The 23,522-nt window shown below is 70.7% G+C and carries 17 protein-coding genes; 1 reads left to right on the top strand and 16 read right to left on the bottom strand.

The genetic code is table 11. The features are described 5' to 3' along the window. Positions 1 to 188: 188 nt before the first annotated feature. From Csp2054_RS15135 to uvrB, 10 genes are all read right to left on the bottom strand, one after another. Positions 189 to 551: an RNA polymerase-binding protein RbpA gene (locus Csp2054_RS15135; protein WP_096900290.1), complete on the bottom strand. Its 363-nt coding sequence runs from the start codon at positions 549 to 551 to the stop codon at positions 189 to 191. 3 nt (positions 552 to 554) lie between these two features. Further along, complete coding sequence (secG, locus tag Csp2054_RS15130) at positions 555 to 806, bottom strand: preprotein translocase subunit SecG (protein ID WP_096900289.1); 252 nt, start codon at positions 804 to 806, stop codon at positions 555 to 557. Positions 807 to 924: 118 nt separating this feature from the next. Next, positions 925 to 1,704 carry a triose-phosphate isomerase gene (gene tpiA, locus Csp2054_RS15125; RefSeq protein ID WP_096900309.1) on the bottom strand — a complete coding sequence of 260 codons (780 nt, stop codon included), beginning with the start codon at positions 1,702 to 1,704 and terminating at the stop codon, positions 925 to 927. Beyond that, the gene (locus Csp2054_RS15120) at positions 1,701 to 2,918 is read right to left on the bottom strand and encodes a phosphoglycerate kinase (RefSeq protein WP_096900288.1); all 1,218 of its coding nucleotides are present in this window, start codon (positions 2,916 to 2,918) and stop codon (positions 1,701 to 1,703) included. The genes tpiA and Csp2054_RS15120 overlap by 4 nt, the downstream gene beginning before the upstream one ends. 3 nt (positions 2,919 to 2,921) lie before the next feature. Next, positions 2,922 to 3,926, bottom strand: a complete 1,005-nt coding sequence (gap, locus tag Csp2054_RS15115) for a type I glyceraldehyde-3-phosphate dehydrogenase (RefSeq protein ID WP_096900287.1) — start codon at positions 3,924 to 3,926, stop codon at positions 2,922 to 2,924. 236 nt (positions 3,927 to 4,162) lie between these two features. Next, positions 4,163 to 5,143, bottom strand: a complete 981-nt coding sequence (whiA, locus tag Csp2054_RS15110; RefSeq protein WP_096900286.1) for a DNA-binding protein WhiA — start codon at positions 5,141 to 5,143, stop codon at positions 4,163 to 4,165. A gap of 76 nt (positions 5,144 to 5,219) precedes the next feature. Then, positions 5,220 to 6,137 carry an RNase adapter RapZ gene (gene rapZ / locus Csp2054_RS15105; protein ID WP_096900285.1) on the bottom strand — a complete coding sequence of 306 codons (918 nt, stop codon included), beginning with the start codon at positions 6,135 to 6,137 and terminating at the stop codon, positions 5,220 to 5,222. A gap of 191 nt (positions 6,138 to 6,328) precedes the next feature. Further along, the gene (uvrC, locus tag Csp2054_RS15100) at positions 6,329 to 8,392 is read right to left on the bottom strand and encodes an excinuclease ABC subunit UvrC (protein WP_096900284.1); all 2,064 of its coding nucleotides are present in this window, start codon (positions 8,390 to 8,392) and stop codon (positions 6,329 to 6,331) included. Continuing rightward, positions 8,393 to 11,488, bottom strand: a complete 3,096-nt coding sequence (gene uvrA, locus Csp2054_RS15095; protein WP_255252771.1) for an excinuclease ABC subunit UvrA — start codon at positions 11,486 to 11,488, stop codon at positions 8,393 to 8,395. 108 nt (positions 11,489 to 11,596) lie between these two features. Beyond that, on the bottom strand, positions 11,597 to 13,669 hold the full coding sequence (gene uvrB / locus Csp2054_RS15090) for an excinuclease ABC subunit UvrB (protein ID WP_096900307.1): 2,073 nt from the start codon (positions 13,667 to 13,669) through the stop codon (positions 11,597 to 11,599). 358 nt (positions 13,670 to 14,027) lie between these two features. Between uvrB and Csp2054_RS15080 the strand changes: the two genes are divergently transcribed. Beyond that, positions 14,028 to 15,353, top strand: coding sequence for an MFS transporter (locus tag Csp2054_RS15080; protein WP_096900282.1), 1,326 nt, complete (start codon positions 14,028 to 14,030; stop codon positions 15,351 to 15,353). Between the two features lie 93 nt (positions 15,354 to 15,446). Here the strand turns inward: Csp2054_RS15080 and Csp2054_RS15075 are convergent, their stop codons facing one another. From Csp2054_RS15075 to Csp2054_RS15050, 6 genes are all read right to left on the bottom strand, one after another. Continuing rightward, a complete protein-coding gene (locus Csp2054_RS15075; RefSeq protein ID WP_096900281.1) occupies positions 15,447 to 16,616 on the bottom strand; it encodes an acyltransferase in 1,170 nt (389 codons plus the stop codon). After that, positions 16,613 to 18,124 carry a class I adenylate-forming enzyme family protein gene (locus Csp2054_RS15070; protein WP_096900280.1) on the bottom strand — a complete coding sequence of 504 codons (1,512 nt, stop codon included), beginning with the start codon at positions 18,122 to 18,124 and terminating at the stop codon, positions 16,613 to 16,615. The genes Csp2054_RS15075 and Csp2054_RS15070 overlap by 4 nt, the downstream gene beginning before the upstream one ends. Before the next feature lie 22 nt (positions 18,125 to 18,146). Further along, positions 18,147 to 19,364: a BPSS1187 family protein gene (locus Csp2054_RS15065; RefSeq protein ID WP_096900279.1), complete on the bottom strand. Its 1,218-nt coding sequence runs from the start codon at positions 19,362 to 19,364 to the stop codon at positions 18,147 to 18,149. Continuing rightward, on the bottom strand, positions 19,361 to 19,972 hold the full coding sequence (gene coaE / locus Csp2054_RS15060; protein WP_096900278.1) for a dephospho-CoA kinase: 612 nt from the start codon (positions 19,970 to 19,972) through the stop codon (positions 19,361 to 19,363). The genes Csp2054_RS15065 and coaE overlap by 4 nt, the downstream gene beginning before the upstream one ends. Positions 19,973 to 20,090: 118 nt before the next feature. Next, on the bottom strand, positions 20,091 to 21,554 hold the full coding sequence (gene rpsA, locus Csp2054_RS15055; RefSeq protein WP_096900277.1) for a 30S ribosomal protein S1: 1,464 nt from the start codon (positions 21,552 to 21,554) through the stop codon (positions 20,091 to 20,093). A gap of 234 nt (positions 21,555 to 21,788) precedes the next feature. Beyond that, the gene (locus Csp2054_RS15050; RefSeq protein WP_096900276.1) at positions 21,789 to 23,468 is read right to left on the bottom strand and encodes a DUF885 domain-containing protein; all 1,680 of its coding nucleotides are present in this window, start codon (positions 23,466 to 23,468) and stop codon (positions 21,789 to 21,791) included. Positions 23,469 to 23,522: the final 54 nt, after the last annotated feature.

Here is a 23,522-nt window from a genome sequence, read left to right as displayed (position 1 = left end):
AATTGCGGCATCCGGGCGTTTCGCGAGCCGGTCTGTGGAACCTCGGCGTTGACCCCGCGGCGAGTCGTGGAACCTCAGCGTCGCGGGCCTGGCGCGCGCACGTGCACATCCACTGGGACAGCGCGCGCTCGGACACACGAAGGCCCCCGTACCGGTTCGGTACGGGGGCCTTCTGCCGTGCGAGTCGCCTACTTCGAGGCGGTGCCGCGTCGCGCGCGGAGCTGCTGGAGCGCGTCCTCGAGGAGCTGCGCTGCCTCTTCCTCGGTACGACGCTCCTTGACGTACGCGAGGTGCGTCTTGTACGGCTCGGTCTTCGCGACCTGCGGCGGGTTGTCCTTGTCGCGGCCGGCCGGGAGCCCCGTGGACGGCGAGTCGACCGTCTCCGGGATCTCGTCGTCGGGCAGTCCGGCGGCGAAGTACCGCACGACCTCGTTGCCGAGGGCGTCCCAGTACGAGATCGCCACCCGCTCGGCCTGGACCCCGCGGTCCTGCTCCCCCATCGGCCCCGCGCCCACGCGCGAGCCACGGATGGCGCTGCCTCCTGTTGCCATGTGTCAGCTCCCCGTCGTGAACTTGTTGATGAGACCGAGCACGATGATCGAGATGATCCAGATCAGCCCGAGGATCACCGTGATGCGGTTGAGGTTTCGCTCGGCGACGCCGGACGCCCCGAGGTTGCTCGTCACACCGCCGCCGAACATGTCGGACAGGCCGCCACCGCGGCCCTTGTGCAGCAGGATGAGGAGCGTGAGCAGGAGGCTCGTGATCGCGAGCAGGACCTGCAGCACGACGGAGAGAATCGCCACGACGTACCTTTCGTGTCAGTCAGCCGTACGAGTATACCGAGGACGTGTCGCCCCCGGGCCCGACCGGCCGGGCGTGGGACGAGCCGACCGCACGGGGCGGCCGGCTCGTCCGGGTGGGTCAGAGTCCGACGTGCTGCCGGAAGCGCGCGATCGCCGCGAACTCCTGCACGTCGAGCGACGCTCCGCCGACGAGCGCACCGTCGACGTCGGGCTCGCGGAGGAAGCCGGCGATGTTGCCCGACTTCACCGAACCGCCGTACAGGATGCGGGTCGCGGCTGCGGCCTCGTCACCCCAGGCGGCGGCGATGCCACGACGGATCGCCGCACACTCCTCCTGCGCCTGCTCGGCCGTGGCGGCCTGGCCGGAACCGATCGCCCAGACGGGCTCGTACGCCACGACGATCTCCGCCGGCTTGACGGCGTCGAGGACGACCTGCAGCTGCTCGACCGCGACGACACCCGCGCCGCGCTCCTCACGCTGCTCGCCGGTCTCGCCGACGCAGACGACCGGCACGAGACCGTGCCGGATCGCGGCGGCGGTCTTCGCGGCGACGACCTCGTCCGTCTCACCGTGCATGGTCCGACGTTCGGAGTGGCCGACGATCACGTACTGGGCGTCGAGGGCTGCCAGGAACGCACCCGAGACGTCACCGGTGTAGGCACCGGAGTCGTGCGGTGACAGGTCCTGGGCGCCGAACCGGATCGACAGCTTGTCGGCCGAGATCAGCGTCTGGACGCTCCGCAGGTCGGTGAACGGCGGGAACACCGCGACCTCGACCTCGTCGTGGTCGTGCCGTGCGTCCTTGAGCGTCCACGCGAGCTTCTGGACGGTGGCGATGGCCTGGAGGTGGTCCAGGTTCATCTTCCAGTTGCCGGCGATGAGCGGTGTGCGGGTCATCGGGTCCACCCCAGTGCTTCGAGACCGGGGAGCGACTTGCCCTCGAGGAACTCGAGGCTCGCGCCGCCACCGGTCGAGATGTGTCCGAACTGGTCGTCGGAGAACCCGAGCGACCGGACGGCCGCCGCGGAGTCACCGCCGCCGACGACCCCGAGGCCGTCGACCTCGGTGAGCGCCTGCGCGACCGTCTTCGTGCCGGCTGCGAACGCGGGGAACTCGAACACGCCCATCGGGCCGTTCCAGAACACCGTCTTCGAACCGGACACCGCGGACGCGAACCGCGCTGCCGTCTCCGGGCCGATGTCGAGCCCGATGCCGTCGGCGCCGAACGACGACGACTCGATCGCGTCGGCCGCGACGGTCTCGTGGTCGGCGTCCGCCGCGAAGCCCGAGGCCACCACGACGTCGGTCGGCAGGTCGATCGTCACACCGAGCTCCTGCGCCCGCGAGAGGTACCCGCGCACGGTGTCGAGCTGGTCCTGCTCGAGCAGCGACTTCGCGACCCCGTGGCCCTGGGCCGCGAGGAACGTGAAGAGCATGCCGCCGCCGATGCAGAGCGTGTCGACCTGCGGCAGGAGGTGGTCGATGACGCCGAGCTTGTCGCTGACCTTCGAGCCGCCGAGGACGACGGTGTACGGCCGCTCCGGGTCCGTCGTGAGTCGCTCGAGCACCGAGAGCTCGGTCTCGATCAGCGAGCCCGCCGCCGACGGCAGCGCCGACGCGAGCTCGTAGACCGAGGCCTGCTTGCGGTGCACGACCCCGAAGCCGTCCGACACGAACGCGTCGCCCAGCGCCGCGATCCGCTCGGCGAACTCCGTGCGCACGGCGGCGTCCTTCGAGGTCTCCTCCGGGTTGAACCGGAGGTTCTCGAGCAGCAGGACGTCACCGTCCTCGAGGTCCTCGGCGGCCGCGGTCGCCTCGTCGCCGACGGTCTCGCCGACGAACGTGACCTCTTTCCCGAGCAGCTCCGAGAGCCGCTGCGCGACCGGCGCGAGCGAGTACTCCGGCTTCGGCTCGCCGTCCGGGCGACCGAGGTGCGAGACCACGATGACGCGTGCGCCGGCGTTGACGAGGGTGTTCAGGGTCGTGAGCGAGGCCCGGACGCGGCCGTCGTCCGTGATCGTGCCGTCCTTGAGCGGGACGTTCAGGTCACAGCGGACGACGACGCGCTTGCCGGCGAGGTCGCCGAGGTCCTCGAGGGTGCGGAGGGCCATGCGTTACAGGCGCTCGCCGACGAACTCGGTGAGGTCGACCAGGCGGTTCGAGTAGCCCCACTCGTTGTCGTACCACGACGTGATCTTCACGAGGCCGCCCATGACCTTGGTGAGGCCGGCGTCGTAGATCGAGGAGTGCGGGTCCGACTGGATGTCGGTCGACACCAGCGGGTCCTCGCTGTAGAGCAGGATGCCCTTGAGCGGCCCCTCGGCGGCCTCCTTGTAGGCGGCGTTGATCTCGTCGACCGTGACCTCGGACTTCGTCTCGAGGGTGAGGTCGGTGATCGAACCGGTGGGGACCGGGACGCGGAGCGCGAAGCCGTCGAGCTTGCCGGCGAGCTCCGGGAGGACCAGGCCGATCGCCTTCGCCGCACCGGTCGAGGTCGGGACGATGTTCAGGGCGGCGGCGCGGGCACGGCGCGGGTCCTTGTGCGGGCCGTCCTGCAGGTTCTGGTCGGCGGTGTACGCGTGCACCGTCGTCATGAGACCGCGCTCGATGCCGAACTTGTCGTTGAACACCTTGGCGAGCGGCGCGAGGCTGTTCGTGGTGCAGGACGCGTTCGAGATGATGTGGTGGTTGGCGGCGTCGTAGGTGTCCTCGTTCACGCCGAGCACGATCGTCACGTCGTCACCCGTCGCCGGGGCGGAGATGATGACCTTCTTGGCACCCGCGTCGATGTGCTTCTTGGCGTCCGCCGCCTTGGTGAAGAAGCCGGTCGACTCGATGACGATGTCGACGCCCAGCTCGCCCCAGGGGAGGTTGGCGGGGTCGCGCTCCGCCAGGACCTTGATGGCCTTGCCGTCGACGACGATGTTGTCGCCGTCGAGCTCGACCGTCGCCGGGAGCTTGCCGGTGATCGAGTCGTACTTGAGCAGGTTGGCGAGCGCCGCGTTGTCGGTGAGGTCGTTCACCGCCACGATCTCGAGGTCGGAGCCCTTGGCGAGGGCGGCCCGGAAGAAGTTACGGCCGATACGGCCGAAGCCGTTGATACCGATCTTGACGGTCAATGGATCTCCTGGTGGGTGTGGAGCGCCCCGGAGGGGCGCTGCTTTCGGAGTCGCGGACCCTTCGGGCCCACGTGTGGTGGACGATACGCCCCGTAACGTCGCCGTAACGACCCTAGCAGCCGGACACTGCGCGCCCGTGCCGGATGACGGTCCGTCCGGACGGTCACCACAGACGGACGGGAGGCGCAGTGCCAGCTGACACCGCACCTCCCGTCAGGACGTGGGGACGTGACCGATCAGGCCCCCTCGAGCTCCTCCGGCACGCTCGCCTCGGTGCCCGGGATGCCGAGGTCCGACGCCTTCTTGTCGGCCATCGCGAGCAGGCGGCGGATGCGCCCCGCGATGGCGTCCTTCGTCATCGGCGGCTCGGCGTGCTGGCCGAGCTCGTCGAGCGACGCGTCCCGGTGCTGCAGCCGCAGCGAGCCGGCGTACTTGAGGTGGTCGGGCACCTCGTCGCCGAGGATCTCGAGCGCGCGCTCGACCCGGGCGCAGGCGGCCACGGCGGCCTGCGCCGACCGACGGAGGTTGGCGTCGTCGAAGTTGACGAGCCGGTTGGCGGTGGCTCGGACCTCCCGACGCTGCCGCATCTCCTCCCAGTCCGCGGTCGTGCGAGCCGCACCCATGACGGTGAGCATCTGGCCGATCGCCTCGCCGTCGCGGATGACGACCCGGTGCACCCCGCGGACCTCGCGACCCTTCGCGGCGATGCCGAGGCGCGAGGCCGCACCGACGAGCGCCATGGCGGCCTCGTTGCCCGGGCAGGTGACCTCGAGCGCTGCGGCACGACCCGGGTCGGTGAGGGTGCCCGAGGCGAGGAACGCCCCGCGCCAGATGGCCGCGAGGTCCTCGCGGTTCCCCGTGGTCAGACGGTTCGGCAGGCCCCGGACCGGACGACGACGCGCGTCCATGAGCCCGGTCTGGCGTGCGAGGGTCTCCCCCGCCTCGAGCACGCGGACCAGGTAGCGGGTGCCGCGGCGCGAGGACGCGGACGAGCCGACGCTCGCCTCGGAACGGACGCCGTACAGCTCGGCGAGGTCCTTGCGCACCCGGTGCACGATGATGCGGGTGTCGAGCTCGACCTCGACGGCGATCCTGCCCGAGATGACGTGCAGGCCGCCCGCGAACCGCAGGATAGTCGCGAGTTCGGCGGCGCGGACCGTGTTGCGGTTCACGACGACCCTGGCCAGTTCGTCCTTGACCTCGGCAGTCAACGGCACAGCATCATTCCTAACGTTTTCTCGGTGGGGCTCCACGGTCCGGCGGCGCTCGCGTGGGGAGCGGCCGGAGGGACGGTCACTCCCGGCCGAGATCTCGGTTCTTCACACGCACGGCGACGCTGGGCATCCCGCGGAGGAGACTCGCCAGCTCGGCGACGATGGCGACCGAACGGTGCTTCCCGCCGGTACAGCCGATGGCGATCGTAGCGTGTCTTTTGTTCTCGCGCTGGTACCCCTCGAAGACCGGCTCGAGGACGTCGGCGTAGCGCTCGACGAACGACCGTGCTCCGGGCTGGGAGAGCACGTAGTCGGAGACCGGGGTCTCGAGGCCCGTGTGGGCCCGGAGTTCCGGCACCCAGTAGGGGTTCGGGAGGAACCGCACGTCGGCCACCATGTCGGCGTCGGCGGGCAGCCCGTACTTGAACCCGAAGCTCATCAGGGTGACCTGCACGCCCACGAAGTGGTCGTCGGCGAACTGCTCGGTGACGGTGTTCGCCAGCTGGTGGATGTTCAGGTCGGAGGTGTCGATGACGGTGTCCGACGCCTCGCGCAGGCCGGACAGCCGCTCGCGCTCGCGTCCGATGCCGTCGAGGAGCGTGCCGTCGCCCTGGAGCGGGTGCGGGCGGCGCACCTGCTCGAACCGCCGGACGAGCACGGCGTCGGTGGCCTCGAGGAAGAGCACCCGGACCCGCGCCGACGTCGTGGACCGCACCTGCTCGACCGCCTGCTCCGGATCGGTGAAGAACCGTCCGCCACGCACGTCGACCACGGTGGCGATCTTCGGGATCTTCTCCCCGGCGCGTTCGGCGAGTTCGGTGAGCGGACCGAGCATCTGCGTCGGGAGGTTGTCCACGACGTACCACCCGAGGTCCTCGAGGGCCTTGCCCACCGTGGACCGCCCAGCGCCGGACAAGCCCGTGACGATGAGGATGTCGTGCTGCTGGGGTGTGTGGCCGGACGACTCGGTTCCGGGGTCTGCTGCGCTGTCTGTCATCTGGGAGGAGGCTCCGTCGTGGCGGCCCGGGCGCGCCGGATCGTGTCGTGTGTCGTGCGTGTCGTGTGCGTCGTGAGTGACGTTCGGTGCCAGCGGTGGGGAGCCGGGTCGGTCCTGATCGGCGCGGCCCGGTGCGGTACCGGCAGGGTCCAGGCTATCGCCAGGACGGTCGGGAGGCGCGGGCCGCGTGCTCAGGGCAGCTCCGGCCCGTCGTTCCGCGGGTCCGGCACCCGGATCGCCTCGGCCGGGCTCCCCGGGTCGGCCGGGCCCGCCGCGCTGGTCGGGCTCGCCGCGCTGGTCGGGCCCGCCACGCTGGTCGGACTCGCTGGGCTGGTCGGGCTCGCTGGGCTCGCCGGGCTCGCCGGCTGCTGGGCGAGCTTGGCGACGACGGCCGCGGCGGTCGCGGGTCCGATCCCCGGCACCACACCGATCTCCTCGGCGGTGGCGGCGCGGAGGCGGGCGACCGACCCGAAGTGCTTCAGCAGCGCCGCGACCCGGGACGGTCCGAGGCCGGGGATCTCGGACAGCTGCGATCGGACGTCCCGCTTGCGTCGTGTGCGCTGGTGGGTGATCGCGAACCGGTGCGCCTCGTCGCGGATGCGCTGGATCAGGAAGAGCGCCTCGGAGTTGCGCGGCAGGATCACCGGGAAGTCGTCGTCCGGCAGCCACAGCTCCTCGAGCCGCTTGGCGATGCCCACGAGCGCGATGTCGTGCACGCCCGCCTCGTCCATGGCCCGCTTCGCCGCCTGCACCTGCGGCTGCCCTCCGTCCACGATGAGCAGCTGCGGTCGGTAGGCGAAGCGCTTGGTCGGCTTCGACCCCTCGACGACCTCGTCCGACGTGACGTCCGGGACGTCGGGCACCGCCGCGTCCTCGTCGAGCCGGGCCAGACGCCGCGTGAGCACCTGGTGCATGCTGTCGGTGTCGTCGGTCGTCTCGGCGATCGTGTACCGGCGGTACTGGTCCTTGCGCGGCAGGCCGTCCTCGAAGACGACCATCGAGGCGACGACGTTCGTGCCCTGCAGGTGCGAGATGTCGTAGCACTCCATGCGCAGCGGCGCCTCGGACATGCCCAGGGCCTCCTGGATGTCCGCGAGCGCGGCCGACCGCGTCGTGTAGTCGGCGGAGCGCTTCGTCTTGTAGAGCATGAGCGCCTGCGCGGCGTTCTGCTTCGCGGTGCGCGCGAGGCCGGCCCGGTCGCCGCGCTGCGCGGTGCTGAGCTTCGTGCCCCGCCCGCCGCGACGCTCGCTCAGCCACTGCTGCAGCGCCTCCGCGTCCTCGGGGAGCTCCGGCACGACGACCTCGCGCGGGGGCTCGTCACCGCTCGCGTAGTTGCCCTGGACGATCTGCTCGACGAGGTCGCCCGTGGCGATGTCGAGCTCCTTGTCGACGACCCACCCACGCACACCGCGGATGCGGCCACCGCGGACGGAGAAGAGCTGCACGGCGGCGGCGAGCTCGTCCTCGGCGATGCCGAACAGGTCGAGGTCGACGCTGTCGCGCAGCACCACGGCGCTCTTCTCGAGCACCGCTTCGAGCGCCTCGACCTGGTCCCGGAAGCGAGCGGCCTGCTCGTACTGCATCGCGTCGGCCGAGGCCGCCATGCGCTGCCGGAGCTGCGTGATCACCCGTCGGTCGTAGCTCGACATGAAGCGCACGAACTCCTCGACGAGCGCCCGGTGCTCCTCGATCGTCACGCGCTGCGAGCACGGCCCGCCGCACTTGCCGATCTGCCCGGGGAAGCACGGCTTGCCCGTCTGCATCGCCCGCTTGTACGACGAGTCCGAGCAGGTGCGGATCGGGAACACCTTGATCATCAGGTCGATGGTGTCGTGCACCGCCCAGATCTTCGGGTACGGGCCGAAGTACTTCGCGCCCTTGATCTTCCGGTTCCGTGTGACCATCACCCGCGGCGCCTCGTCCGCCATCGTGATCGCCATGTACGGGTAGGACTTGTCGTCGCGGAACTTGACGTTGAACGGCGGGTCGAACTCCTTGATCCAGGTGTACTCGAGCTGCAGCGCCTCGATCTCCGACCCGACCGTCGTCCACTCGACACTGCGTGCCGTGAGGACCATGCGCCGGGTCCGTTCGTGCAGCGTCGGGAGGGGCGCGAAGTAGTTGCTCAGCCGGGCGCGGAGGTTCTTCGCCTTGCCGACGTAGAGCACCCGGCCGTTCTCGTCACGCCAGCGGTAGACGCCGGGATCGGTCGGGATCTCCCCGGCCTTCGGACGCCACGGAACGGTGTCCGCCACCTACTGCGCACCCGCCTTCTGCTTCGACCCGGCTCCGTTCTTCGCACCCGCGCTGGCCTTCGCACCGGAGCGCGCGGAGCCGCCCGCCGTGCGCGCGCCGACGGCCTGCTCCTTGCCGACCCGGGCGTCCTGTGCGTCGAAGATCTCGCGGAGGAACACTCCCGTGTGGCTCTCGGGCACGTCGGCCACGTGCTCGGGCGTACCCGTTGCGAGGACCGTCCCGCCGCCGGCACCGCCCTCCGGCCCCATGTCGATGAGCCAGTCAGCGGACTTGATGACGTCGAGGTTGTGCTCGATCGTGATGACGGTGTTGCCCTTGTCGACCAGGCCCTGCAGCACGAGGAGCAGCTTCCGGACGTCCTCGAAGTGCAGACCCGTGGTGGGCTCGTCGAGCACGTACACGGTGCGGCCGGTGGACCGGCGCTGCAGCTCGGTCGCGAGCTTGACGCGCTGCGCCTCGCCGCCGGAGAGCGTGGTGGCGCTCTGCCCGAGCCGGACGTAGCCGAGCCCGACGTCGACGAGGGTCTTCATGTACCGGTGGATCGCCGAGATCGGCTCGAAGAAATCGGCCGCCTCGCTGATCGGCATGTCGAGGACCTCGGAGATGTCCTTGCCCTTGTAGTGGACCTGCAGTGTCTCGCGGTTGTACCGCGCCCCGCCGCAGACCTCGCACGCGACGTAGACGTCGGGCAGGAAGTTCATCTCGATCTTGATCGTGCCGTCGCCCGAGCAGTTCTCGCAGCGCCCGCCCTTCACGTTGAAGCTGAAGCGACCGGGCTGGTAGCCGCGGGCCTTCGCCTCGGGCGTCTCGGCGAACAGCTGCCGGATCCGGTCGAACACGCCCGTGTAGGTCGCAGGGTTCGACCGCGGGGTGCGGCCGATCGGAGCCTGGTCGACGTGCACGACCTTGTCGAGCTGGTCGAGGCCCTTGACGCGGGTGTGCTTGCCGGCGATGTGCCGCGCCCCGTTGAGCTGGTTCGCGAGCACCTTGTAGAGGATGTCGTTGACGAGCGTGGACTTGCCCGAACCGCTCACCCCCGTCACGGCCGTGAACACGCCGAGCGGGAAGTCGACGTCGATCTCCTTGAGGTTGTTCGCCCGTGCGCCCTGCACGCTGATGACGCGCTTCGGGTTCGCCTTCCGCCGCTCGGCCGGGACCTCGATCGCGCGACGACCGGCGAGGTAGTCACCGGTGATCGACTCCCGGTTCGCGATGATGCCGTCGTACGAGCCGGAGTGCACCACGTGCCCGCCGTTGACGCCGGCGCCGGGGCCGATGTCGACGACCCAGTCGGCGGTGCGGATCGTGTCCTCGTCGTGCTCGACGACGATGAGCGTGTTGCCGAGGTTCTTGAGCTTGACGAGCGTGTCGATCAGCCGCCGGTTGTCGCGCTGGTGCAGCCCGATGCTCGGCTCGTCGAGGACGTAGAGCACGCCGGTGAGGCCGGAGCCGATCTGGGTTGCGAGCCGGATGCGCTGCGCCTCGCCGCCGGAGAGCCCGCCCGCGCCACGCGCGAGCGTCAGGTAGTTCAGCCCGACCTCGAGCAGGAACTCCAGGCGCGCCCGGATCTCGCGCAGGACCGCGGCAGCGATGTGGGCCTCGCGCTCGGTGAGGGTCAGGTCCTCCATGCACCCGTAGGCGTCGTCCAGCGACATCTCCGTGACGTCGGCGATGCTCCGGCCGTCGACCGTGACCGCGAGCACCTCCGGCTTGAGCCGGGTGCCGTCGCAGACCGGGCAGGGGACCTCACGCAGGTAGCCCTGGAACCGCTGACGCTGCGAGTCGGACTCGGCCTCGGCGAACTTGCGCTCGATGTAGGGCATCACGCCCTCGAAGCCGCTCGTGTACCGCATCTCGCGGCCGAACCGGTTGCGCCACGAGACCGACACCTGGAAGTCCTTGCCGGTGAGGATCGCCGCCTGGACCTTCGGGTCGAGCTGGTTCCACGGGGTGTCCAGCGAGAACCCGAGGTCCTTCCCGAGCCCGGCGAGCAGCTTCTCGAAGTAGGAGTACAGCCCGCTCGTGCCGGTCCACGGGAGCAGGACGCCGTCGGCGAGCGACGCCTCCGGATCGCCGAGCACCAGGTCGGGGTCGACCGACATGCGCGTGCCGAGGCCCGAGCACTCCGGGCAGGCCCCGAACGGCGCGTTGAACGAGAACGTCCGCGGTTCGATCTCGGTGAGCGCCAGCGGGTGGTTGTTCGGGCACGAGAGGTTCTCGGAGTAGGTGCGGACCGCCCCCGGCCCCTCGTGGTCGACCAGGTCGATCGCCACCGTGCCGCCCGTCAGGCGGAGCGCCGTCTCGAGCGAGTCGGTGAGCCGCCCGAGGATGTCGTCGTTGGCGACGAGCCGGTCGACGATGACCGAGATGTCGTGCTTGACCTGCTTCTTCAGCTTGGGCGGATCGCTCAGCTGGACCCGCTCGCCGTCGACGATCGCCCGAGCGTAGCCGGAGGCCGCGAGCTCCTGGAAGAGGTCGACGAACTCGCCCTTCTTCTTCGAGACGACGGGGGCGAGGACCTGGAACCGCGTGCCCGACTCGAACTCCATCAGCTGGTCGGCGATCTGCTGCACGGTCTGCTTGCTGATCACCTCGCCGCACACGGGGCAGTGCGGGATGCCGATGCGCGCCCAGAGGAGCCGCATGTAGTCGTACACCTCGGTGATGGTGCCGACCGTCGACCGCGGGTTGCGGTTGGTCGACTTCTGGTCGATCGACACCGCGGGCGAGAGCCCCTCGATGAAGTCGACGTCCGGCCGGTCCACCTGGCCGAGGAACTGCCGCGCGTACGCGGACAGGGACTCGACGTAGCGGCGCTGGCCCTCGGCGAAGATCGTGTCGAACGCGAGGGACGACTTGCCGGACCCGGAGAGCCCCGTGAAGACGACGAGCGAGTCCCGCGGGATCTCGAGGTCGACGTCGCGGAGGTTGTGCACGCGCGCGCCCCGGACGCTGAGCGTGGTGCTGCTCGGCGTCGTGCCACTCGGGGTCGGGGAGCTGTGCGGCGCCGTGCCGCCCGGGATGTGGAGGTCGGCAGGCTCGCCGAAGGCGTTCCGGCCAGGGGGCGCGGTACCGCGGTCAGAGGTGATGGTCATCGCCGACGATTCTACGAAGCGGGTCTGACATTCGCCGGTCCGGGGCCGTCACCCGAGTGCGTCGAGAGCGAACGCGGTCCCGGGCGTGACCGGACACGACCCCTGGCGTCAGCGCACGTGCCCGGCGGACTCCATCTGCCGCAGGGCCTTCTTCAGGTCCTGCACCTCGTCGCGGAGACGCGCGGCCAACTCGAACTTCAGCTCCGCAGCGGCCTGCAGCATCTGGTCGTTGAGGTCCGCGATCGTCGCCTCGAGCTGGGTCGCACCCTCGCCCGCGATGCCCTCGCGCCGCAGGTTCGGCGTCGGCGCACGCCGACCGTCCGCGCCCGCACGACCCTCGAGCAGGGCCTTGGTGTCGTCGTTCTCGCGGGCGAGCACCTCGGTGATGTCGGCGATCTTCTTGCGCAGCGGCTGCGGGTCGATGCCGTGCTCCAGGTTGTAGGCGACCTGCTTCTCGCGACGACGGTCGGTCTCCTCGATGGCGTTCCGCATCGAGTCCGTCATGGTGTCGGCGTACATGAGGACCTGACCCGAGACGTTGCGGGCGGCGCGACCGATCGTCTGGATCAGCGACGTCGAGGAGCGGAGGAAGCCCTCCTTGTCGGCGTCGAGGATCGCCACGAGCGAGACCTCCGGCAGGTCGAGCCCCTCACGCAGGAGGTTGATGCCGACGAGCACGTCGTAGACGCCCTGCCGCAGCTCGGTCAGGAGCTCCACGCGCTTCAGCGTGTCGACGTCGGAGTGGAGGTACCGCACGCGGACCCCGGCGTTGCCGAGGAAGTCCGTGAGCTCCTCGGCCATGCGCTTGGTCAGCGTGGTCACGAGGACGCGCTCGTCCTTCTCGACGCGCTGCTTGATCTCCTCGAGTAGGTCGTCGATCTGGCCGTCGCTCGGCTTCACCACGATCTCGGGGTCGACCAGGCCGGTCGGGCGGATGATCTGCTCGACCACGCTGTCCGTGACACCGAGCTCGTAGCGCCCCGGCGTGGCGGACAGGTAGACCTTCTGCCCCGCCCGCTCGAGGAACTCCTCCCACGTCAGCGGGCGGTTGTCGAGGGCGCTCGGGAGCCGGAAGCCGTGCTCGACCAGGGTGCGCTTGCGGGAGGCGTCGCCCTCGTACATCGCACCGATCTGCGGGACCGTGACGTGCGACTCGTCGATGACGATGAGGAAGTCGTCGGGGAAGTAGTCGAGCAGGCAGTGCGGCGCCTCGCCCGCCTGGCGGCCGTCCATGTGCCGGGAGTAGTTCTCGATGCCGGAGCAGAAGCCGATCTGCTCCATCATCTCGATGTCGAACGTCGTCCGCATCCGGAGCCGCTGGGCCTCGAGCAGCTTGCCCTGCCCCTCGAGCTCGGCCAGGCGCTCGGCGAGCTCGACCTTGATGTCGGCGATCGCGCGGTGCATGACGTCGGTGTCGGCGACGTAGTGCGACGCCGGGAAGATCGACACGGCGGGCAGGTCCTCGATCACCGAGCCGGTGAGCGGGTGGAGTGAGGACAGCGCCTCGACCTCGTCGCCGAACATCTCGATGCGGATCGCGTGCTCTTCGTACATCGGGATGATCTCGATGGTGTCGCCGCGGACCCGGAACGTGCCGCGGGCGAAGTCGACGTCGTTGCGCTGGTACTGCATCGCCACGAACCGGCGCACGAGCTGGTCGCGCGAGATCGTCTGGCCGACGTGCAGCGCCACCGAGGCGTTCATGTACTGCTCCGGCGTGCCGAGGCCGTAGATGCACGAGACCGTCGAGACGACCACGACGTCGCGGCGGCTGAGCAGCGAGTTCGTCGTGGAGTGCCGGAGGCGCTCGACCTCGGCGTTGACGGACGAGTCCTTCTCGATGAAGGTGTCCGTCTGCGGGACGTACGCCTCGGGCTGGTAGTAGTCGTAGTAGGAGACGAAGTACTCGACCGCGTTGTTCGGCAGGAGCCCGCGGAACTCGTTCGCCAGCTGCGCGGCGAGGGTCTTGTTGTGGGCGAGCACGAGCGTCGGCCGCTGCACCTGCTCGATGAGCCACGCCGTCGTCGCCGACTTGCCGGTACCCGTCGCGCCGAGCAGCACCACGTCGGTCTCGCCGGCGTTGATGCGTCCGGCCAGCTCCGCGATCGCCGCAGGCTGGTCACCGCTCGGGGAGTACTCGCTGATCACCTCGAACGGGCGCACCGCCCGCGTGGGCTCGATGTCGACTGCCATGCCCCCAACGGTAGTCGCGACCACTGACAACGCAGCGGCCGCGACCATCGCGACCACGGACGACGCAACGGCCGCGACCATCGCCACCACGGACGACGCAACGGCCGCGACCATCGCCACCACCGACGACGCAACGGCCGCGACCATCGCCACCACGGACGGCGCAGCGGCCGCGACTGCCGCGACCACGGACGACGCAGCAACCCGTGGCCCCGCGCCACCGGGGCCCCGGCGGCGTACTGTTCGCCGCAAGCGCGCTCGAAGCCAGCTGATAGTGACGCGCCGTAGCCTCCGATCCGTTCAGCTCCCGACCACTCCCCACCCCCCACTCCCCCGAAGAGGCACCATGACGACGGCGACCCCGGCCGCACCCTCGAAGGGCACCCCGTTCCGTGGACGCATCCGCGGCAAGGTGCTCCTGCTCCTCTGCTTCATGTACGCGATCTCGTACATCGACCGCACCAACATCTCGACGGCGCTCCCCCACATCACGGAGGAGTTCGGCTTCAACGAGGCGACGGCGGGGCTCATCGTCTCCGCGTTCTCGTTGCCGTACGCGCTGCTGCAGGTGTTCGGCGGCACGATCAGCGAGAAGTTCGGCCCGCGGAAGGCCCTCTTCGTCATCACCGTCGTGTGGGGCGTCGCGACGCTCTGGACGGGGCTGGCCGTCGGGTTCTGGACCCTGTTCGCCGCGCGACTGCTCCTCGGGCTGTCCGAGGCCGCCGCCTTCCCGTCGGCCACGCAGGCGATGAGCCGGTGGATCCCCCGTGACCGCAACGGCTTCGCGCAGGGCGTCGTTCACTCGGCAGCGCGGCTCGGCAACGCGCTCGCCCCGCTCCTCGTGGCCTACTTCATCGCCCTGAGCGGCTGGCGGCTGGCGTTCTTCGCGACCGCCGCGCTGTCGATCGTCTGGGGGATCGTCTGGTTCGCGTTCTTCCGCGACCGTCCGGAGTCGGCGAAGGGCATCACCCGCGCCGAGCTCGCCGAGCTCCCCCCGGTCGAGACCCGCGCCACCCGGCCACCGGTGCCGTGGCGGCAGATGGCGAAGCAGATCCTGCCCGTCACCTTCGTCGACTTCGGCTACGGCTGGACGCTCTGGGTGTTCCTCACCTGGATCCCGACCTTCCTCAGCAGCACGTACGACCTCGAGATCAGCTCGTTCGCCTGGTTCACCTCCGGCGTCCTCCTCGCCGGGGTCGTGGGCGACACCGTCGGCGGCATGCTGAGCGACCGCATCATCCACCGCGGCGGCGACACCCGGCACGCACGACGCCTCGTCCTCGTGGTCGGCCTCGGCGGGTCGCTCCTCTGCCTCCTGCCGCTCGTGTTCGGACAGGGCCTCGCCGTCGCCACGGTCTCGCTCGCGCTGTCGTTCTTCTTCCTCGAGCTCTGCAACGCGAACCTCTGGGCGATCCCGATGGACGTGGCGCCGCAGTGGTCCGGGACCGCCTCCGGGTTCATGAACACCGGGTTCGGCATCGCCGGCGTCGTCTCACCGATCGTGTTCGGCGTACTCATCGACGCCTCCGGCTGGCAGCTGCCGTTCGCCCTGTCGTGCGTGCTCCTCGGCGCCGCCGCGGTGGTCGCGTGGATCATGAAGCCGCAGCGGCTCACCTCGACCGACGGTCGCCTCGAGGTCGGCACCCCCGCGGCGGAGCGCACCGGCGTCTGACCGGTCGGTCCGCGCGGTCGCGGACGCGACCACGGGACGGACGGGAGGCACGACACCAGCCGGTGGGGAGCCTCCCGTCCGTCGTCCCGGTGGTCAGCGCACGCGTCGCCGCTTCGCCAGCGACGGGCGCCCCGTGAGGGGCACGCTCAGCGGCGTCCACCGGAACGCCTCGGTGACGAGCACCGACAGGACCACGACGAGGACGTAGGTGACGAGCGTCAGCCAGGGCTTCGCGACGTGCCCCTCGAGCCAGCTGTCGCCGTACAGGAGCAGCCAGATGACGAACGGGTGGCTCAGGAAGATGCCGAACGAACGGTCGGAGCCGTAGTCGACGACGCGCGCGAGGAGGCTCCCCGGTCGGCGGCGGTCCGCCCACCGCGCCCCGATCGCGAGGAACCCGACGAACACGGCGGTGCTCCACACGGCCTGGACGGGCTGCAGCGGGGTGCCGGCGGCGTAGAGGGACTGTCCGGCGAGCACCTGCACGGTCCACACGCCGAGCGTCCCGACGCCGACCGCCGCGAAGCCCCACAGCACGCCGGTCCGGTGCACCCGGATGAAGCGCAGGAAGGCGTCGGCGTGGTCGGCGGCGACCGCTCCCGAGACGATGAAGAACACGTACGAGAAGAAGAACTGCTTCTGGTAGCCGTTCAGCCACGCCGCGCTCTCCGGGAAGTACTTGTACCCGGCGAAGACGACGAGCTGGACGAGCATCGCGACCGCCAGCACAGCGACGTGGTGCCCGCGCGTGCGCCGGACGAGCCAGACGATCACCGGCAGCAGCAGGTAGACCTGCATCGTCACGAGCAGGAAGTACAGGTGGTACCAGGCGACGCCGGTGACGATGCCCTCGGCGTACGTGCGGACCAGGTCGGGCACGTCACCGCGACGGGTCGAGCTGAGCAGCCACGACGCGGCCACGTAGACGAACGACCAGGCCAGGTACGGTACGCCGACGAGCAGGAAGCGCTTCGGCCAGAACTGCGCCATCGGCCGGGGCCGGAGGTCGTAGCTGTAGACGAGGACGAACGCGGTCAGCGAGAAGAAGACGAGCCGCGTGAAGTGCAGCAGCCCCAGCAGGGCGTTCAGCGGGACGTCGTCGTCGGCCACCGTGTGGCTCGTCGTGTGGACGCCGATGACGCACGCGAACGTGAGGATGCGGAGGACGTCCACCTCGTACAGGTGCCGCGGCTTGCCCTCCGCCGTGCGGGTGGGCGAACCGGCGACCGCGGTGGGAGCCGCGGCGGTGGTGGCGCCGGTCACGTCTCGACCTCACCGACCGTGCTGGCCATCGAGCGGACCTCGGCTCGCCGGATCTTCCCCGTCGGCGCGCGCGGCAGGTCCGGCACCACGGTGATCTCGACCGGGCGGCGGAAGCGGGTCAGCCCCGACTCGGCGCGTGCGGTGAGGTCGGCGACGAGCGCGACCGGGTCGACGTCGGCCTCGGGCTGGGCGATGACGTACGCCACGGGGACGGCACCGAGGACGTCGTGCGGACGGCCGACGACCACCGCCTCGAGCACGCGGGCGTCACCCAGCAGGACGTCCTCGACCTCGGACGGGTAGACCTTCTCGCCGCCCCGGTTGATGACGTCGTCGGACCGACCGGCGAGGGACACCCACCCGTCGGCGGCGACCGAGCCCACGTCGCCGGTGCTCAGCCAGCCGTCGGCGTCGAACCGTTCTGCTGCTCGACCGCCGAGGTAGTGGTCGACGATCCCGGGGCCGCGCACCCACAGGGCGCCGACGTGGTCGGGGCCGAGCACACGGCCGTCGTCGTCGCGGGCCTGGACCTCGCACCCCACCGGGACACCGACGCTCCCGGGTCGTGCCGGGGCGTCGAGCGGTGTCGCGGTGATCTGGGACGCGCCCTCGGTCATGCCCCAGCTGACCACGAGCGGCACGTCGCCGAGCGCCGCCCGCACCGGGTCCGGCAGCGGTGCCGATGCGCTCCGCACGAACCGCAGGCCGTCCGGGAACGCCAGCGGCCCGGTCTTCGCGAGCACCGCGAGGATCGCCGGGACCGCGTTGAGCCAGGTCACGCGCCGGTCGGCGAGCAGCTCCCAGAAGCCCGTCCGCCGGAACCGTCGGTCGAGCACCAGGGTCGCCCCGGCGACGAGGGTGGCGAGCAGACCCACGACCTCGGCGTTCACGTGGAAGAGCGGCAACGAGTTGAACCCGCGGTCGTCCGCTGTCAGGCCGTTGTGGTCCGCCACCGCGCGCGCCACGAAGAGCAGCTGCGATTCGGGCAGCTCGACCCCCTTCGGCGTGCCCGTCGAGCCCGAGGTGAACAGGACGACGGAGCCCTCGCCGGGCGTCTCGGGCACGTCCGACGGGACGTCGCCGTCGCGCACCCCGGTCGGCAGGAACGTCCCGGGGTCGATCCGAGCGGACGGCGCGCCGGGGACGGTGGCGTCCTCGTCGCGGTCGGAGACGACGAGCGAGGCACCGCCGAGCAGCGCTCCGAGCCGTCCCGGTTCGGTCGTCGGCTGACCGGTGTCGACCGGGACGGCGCGACGGCCGGAGGCGACCGCGGCGAGGTGCACGACGGCGAACGACAGCGGGTCGCCCAGGTCCACGAGCACGGCGCCGGACGCGGGCACGCCGATGGTGTCGAACACGGCGGTCCACGCCGAGACCGCGCGGTCGAGGGTCCCGTAGGTGAGGACGCGCTCGGACCGGGCGTCCTCGAGGTAGGCACGCCGGGACCCGTGCGCACCACGATCGGCGATCACGGCGCGCAGTCCCGGGAGTTCTGCTGGTTGCTGCACGACCCGAGCGTATTGCGGTCGGCTATGACCCGCCCGGGGAAGGTGCGGAAGACGTGGCCGTGGTGCCCTGCGTCGCTGCGCCCTGCGTCGCTGTGCCCTGCGTCGCTGTGCCCTGAGTCGCGGTGCCCTGAGTCGCGGTGCCGTCGGCCGTGGTGTCGCCCGTGGGCGCGCTCGCCGTCGTGGCGCCCGCGGTCGGCACGCCGGACACCGGTTCCGCGGTGGTCGGGAACCGGTGCAGCATCCACTGCCAGAGCGGCAGCATCTCCGGGGCCCCGTCCCGGTCCAGCGGCGTCGAGTCCTTCACGATCCGCGAGTGCGCCTGCCCCGGGTCGCCGAAGTCCAGGTCGGTGAGGATCGCGTGCGGGTCCGTGCCCGTCGGCGGCGGTGCGGTCGCCGTCCGGAACGGCCCCGTCGTCCCGTCGAGCCCGAGCACCTTCCACGAACCACGGATGCGCGGCCCGAACACGTCCGCGACGTCGTCGATGGCGTACATGCGGTCGACGGGCGTCCGTCCGGGGTGGTCCATCCACGCGGCGTGGGCGGCACCGAGCGACTCGACCGGCGACGAGAACATGAGCGCCCCGCGTACCGAGCGGATGTGCGCGATGTACGCCGCCTCGCCCCCGCCCTGGGAGTGTCCGGCCACGACGATGTCCGACCACGCGATGTCCCGTCGTGGCTCGACGAACCGTCCCCAGCCGCCGTTCGGGTCGTGGTCGTCCAGGTAGGCGATGGCATCGCGGAACCGGGACACGATCGACCCGGCCGGGGTGACGTCGCTGTCCGCGGACGGCTGCGTCCCGTCGAAGCGGTTGCGCTGCACCTGGCCGTAGCAGTGCGGGTCTGCCTCGCAGGTGCCGGACAGGGTGCGGCCGAGGTTCCAGTAGTCGAGCCCGAGCACGTGGTAGCCGTCCTGCAGCGCCGCCGCGAGGAAGCGCTGGTAGTCGGCCGGCTTCGCCCGGGTCGCGGGCAGGAAGAGCAGGAGCGGGCCGGACGCGGCCGTGCGCGCCGCGAAGTCGTCGCGGTTCGGCTCGAGGCGCTCCCCCGCGACCGAGCCGAGCCGGAAGCGGTGGAACTCACCGTCCGGACCGTGTTCGTCGCCGCGGGCGCGCTCCTGGGCAGCCGTCCGACCCTGGTCGGCCGTGCGCTGTCCGGCGAGGACGTTCGCCCCGACGAACGCCCCGGCGACGATCGCGACCAGCAGGACGAACGCGGCGAGCAGGAGGACCCGGTGCTTCACCGTGCGGACCGGGTGAGACGTGCCCAGACCTCGTCGGCCGACCGGACCGTGTCGGCGACGGTGCCGGTGGCGTCGACGACGTGGTCGGCCAGTGCGAGGCGCTCGGCGTCGGAGACCTGCGCTGCGACCCGACGTTCGGCCTCGGCGCGGTCCATGCCCCGGTGCTCGACGAGACGCTCCACGCGCTGGTCGGCCGGGGCGTCGACCACCACGACGGCGTCGAACCGGATCGGACGCGACCCGGCGGCCTCGGCGAGCAGCGGGACGTCGTAGACGACGACGGCGTCGGGGTCGGCGGCCTCCGCCGCGTCGAACGCCTGCTGCGCCAGCCGCCAGACCTCCGGGTGGGTGATGCGTTCGAGGTCCTTGCGGGCTTCGGGGTCGGCGAACACGACCGCGCCGAGCGCGGGGCGGTCGAGCGATCCGTCGGGTGCGATCACGGACGGCCCGAACCGCTCGGCGACCCGTGCGAGGCCGGGGCTCCCGGGCTCCACCGCCTGGCGGGCCAGCCGGTCGGCGTCGACGACGACCGCCCCGTGTTCGGCCCAGCGGGCGGAGACCGTCGACTTGCCGGCGGCGATGCCACCCGTGAGACCGATGATGCGCACGGCAACCAGGCTAACGTCGGTCAGCCCCGAGGACGACCGGAAGCGCCTGCGGAACGGCCGGAAGCCCGGCACCCCCGCTGAGGGAGTGCCGGGCTTCCGGTGCTGTCGACCAGCTCGATCAGTTGTTCGAGCTGAGCTTCTCGCGGAGCGCTGCGAGCGAGGCGTCGTCGGCGAGGGTGCCCGCACCGTTCGACTCGCCCGAGAACGAGGAGGACGACGAAGCGCTGGCCGGGAGGTCGAAGCCACCCTGCGCCTCCTCGGCGATGGTCTTCGCGACCTGCGCCTTGTGGGCCTCCCAACGCGACTGGGCGGCGGCGTACTGCCCCTCCCACTCGGTGCGCTGGGTCTCGTAGCCCTCGCGCCACTCGTTGGTCTCCGGGTCGAAGCCCTCGGGGTACTTGTAGTTGCCCTGCTCGTCGTACTCGGTCGGCATGCCGTAGAGCGCCGGGTCGAACTCGGTGCCCTCCGGGTCCACGCCGTCGTTCGCCTGCTTGAGGCTGAGCGAGATGCGGCGACGGTCGAGGTCGATGTCGATGATCTTGACGAAGACCTCGTCACCGACGGACACGACCTGCTCGGCGAGCTCGACGTGCTTGTTCGACAGCTCCGAGATGTGCACGAGGCCCTCGATGCCGTCGGCGACGCGGACGAAGGCACCGAACGGCACGAGCTTCGTGACCTTGCCCGGTGCGATCTGACCGATCGCGTGGGTGCGGGCGAAGACCTGCCACGGGTCCTCCTGCGTCGCCTTGAGCGACAGCGAGACGCGCTCGCGGTCCAGGTCGACCTCGAGGATCTCGACGGTGACCTCCTGGCCGACCTCGACGACCTCGCTGGCGTGCTCGATGTGCTTCCAGCTGAGCTCCGAGACGTGGACGAGACCGTCGACGCCGCCGAGGTCCACGAACGCACCGAAGTTGACGATCGAGGAGACGACGCCCTTGCGGACCTGGCCCTTGTGGAGGTTGTTGAGGAACGTGGTGCGCGACTCGGACTGCGTCTGCTCGAGCAGGGCGCGGCGCGAGAGGACCACGTTGTTGCGGTTCTTGTCGAGCTCGAGGATCTTCGCCTCGAGCTCCTGACCGAGGTACGGCGTGAGGTCGCGGACGCGGCGCAGCTCGATGAGCGAGGCCGGGAGGAAGCCGCGGAGGCCGATGTCGACGATCAGGCCGCCCTTGACGACCTCGATGACCGTGCCGGTCACGACGCCGTCGGACTCCTTGATCTTCTCGACGTCGCCCCAGGCGCGCTCGTACTGCGCCCGCTTCTTCGACAGGATCAGGCGGCCTTCCTTGTCCTCCTTCTGGAGGACGAGGGCCTCGACCTCGTCACCGACCTCGACGACCTCGTTGGGGTCGACGTCGTGCTTGATCGAGAGCTCGCGCGAGGGGATGACACCCTCGGTCTTGTAACCGACGTCGAGGAGGACCTCGTCGCGGTCGATCTTCACGACGGTGCCGGAGATGAGGTCTCCGTCGTTGAAGAACTTCAGGGTCTTCTCGACCTCGGCCAGGAAGTCATCAGCCGAGCCGATGTCGTTGATGGCGACCTGCTTGGGAGCCTTGGTCGTGGTGGTTGTCATGTAGAGATTGCTCCGAACGGACATGAGTCGGGCTGCGCGGCGAGGGAGCGACCCTCTGGTCCGCACCTCAGACGAGGGCGAGCCGAGCAGCGGTGTGGTTGTGTGACGCGGATTGCGCCGCACAAGTCTAACCGCAGCGGACGAGGCGTCACAACCGGGCGTGTCGCTGCGCGACCACGGACGGACGGGAGGCGCGGTGCGGGCCCGCCCCGCGCCTCCAGGCCGTCGTCGGCGTCAGCCGAGCAGGGCGCTCCGCAGGGTGTCGAGTCCGATGCTGCCGAGCGCGAGCGCGCGGTGGTGGAACGACTTGAGGTCGAAGGCGGCGCCCTCGCGCGCCGCGACCTCGTCGCGGATGGACTCCCACACGCGCTGCCCGACCTTGTAGGACGGTGCCTGACCCGGCCAGCCGAAGTAGCGCGCGACCTCGAACCGGACGAACTCCGGCGCCATGTTGACGTTCCGTCCCATGAAGTCGAGCGCGTACTCCCACGTCCAGGCGCCGCCGTCCGGGTTCGTCTTCTGCAGGTGCACGCCGATGTCGAGCACCACGCGGGCGGCTCGCATGCGCTGCCCGTCGAGCATGCCGAGGCGGTCGCCGTCGTCGTCGAGGAAGCCGAGCTGCTCCATGAGGCGCTCGGCGTAGAGCGCCCAGCCCTCGACGTGCCCGGACGACCCGGCGAGCTGGCGACGCCAGGTGTTGAGCTCGCCGCGGTTGTAGACGCCCTGGCTGATCTGGAGGTGGTGGCCGGGGACGCCCTCGTGGTAGACGGTCGTCTTCTCGCGCCAGGTCCCGAACTCGGTCACGCCCTCCGGCACCGACCACCACATCCGGCCGGCGCGCGAGAAGTCGTCGGACGGGCCGGTGTAGTAGATCCCGCCCTCCTGCGTCGGCGCGATCCGGCACTCGAGACGCTTGATCGGGTCCGGGATGTCGAAGTACCGGCCGTCCATCTCGCGGATCGACTCGTCGCTCGTCTCCTGCATCCAGCGCTGCAGCGCGTCGGTGCCGTGCAGGATCCTGGCCGGGTCCTGGTCGAGGACCTCGATGGCGCGGGCGACGCTCGCGCCCGACTCGATGCGGTCGGCGATGCGCTCTTGCTCCTCGCGCATCCTGGCCAGCTCCTCGATCCCCCACGCGTACGTCTCGTCGAGGTCGACCACGGCGCCGAGGAAGTGCCGGGAGTGCAGCTCGTAGTCCTCGCGGCCGACGGCGTCGACAGGCGTGGCGAGCGGGAGCAGCTCGTGCTCGAGGAACTGCCCGAACGACCGGTACGCGGCAGCCGCGACCTCCGCTCCGCGCTGCAGCTCGGCGCGGAGGGCGTCCGGCACCGGTGCGTCGCCGTCGAGCGTGGCGCCCGCTGCGAGCTGGTGGAAGAGGCCGCCGTCGGCGCCGTTGCGGGCGGCCTGCTCGGCGACGAGTGCGACCTGGCGCTTCGCGGGCGTGACCTGCTCGCGGGTGCCCTCGAGGAGGGTCTCGCGGATGCCCTCGAGCGCGTCGGGCAGCGCCCGGAGCCGGCTCGCGACGTCCTGCCAGTCGGACTCGGTCGCGGTGGGCATGAGGTCGAGGACCTCGCGGACGGACTGGGCCGGGCTCGCGATGACGTTGAGGTCGCGGAGGTGCAGCTTCCGCTCGTACGACTCGACGACGAGGTCGAGCTCGGCGCCGAGGTCGGCCTTGGTGACGCGGTCGACGTCGTCGGTGGCCTCGGCCGCGTCGAGGGCCCGCTTCGCCGCCGCGGCCGCCTCCGCCATCGCCGACGCCCCGGCCGGTGAGGTGTCGCCGTACTCCCCCGTGCGCCCGGGCACGCCGATGTACGTGGCGACGGTCGGGTCGAGGTCGACGAGGGTGGTCACCCAGTCCTCGGCGACGCGGTCGACGGCGGACGGTTGGCGGACGGGACGGTCTTCGGTCATGGGTCCGACCCTACTCACGGGTAGGCGGGGGCACGACGGTGGGCGGGTGGGTGG

Source organism: Curtobacterium sp. 'Ferrero' (genome assembly GCF_002412165.1).
Lineage (GTDB): Bacteria > Actinomycetota > Actinomycetes > Actinomycetales > Microbacteriaceae > Curtobacterium.
This window is presented reverse-complemented; position numbering and strand designations above follow the sequence as displayed.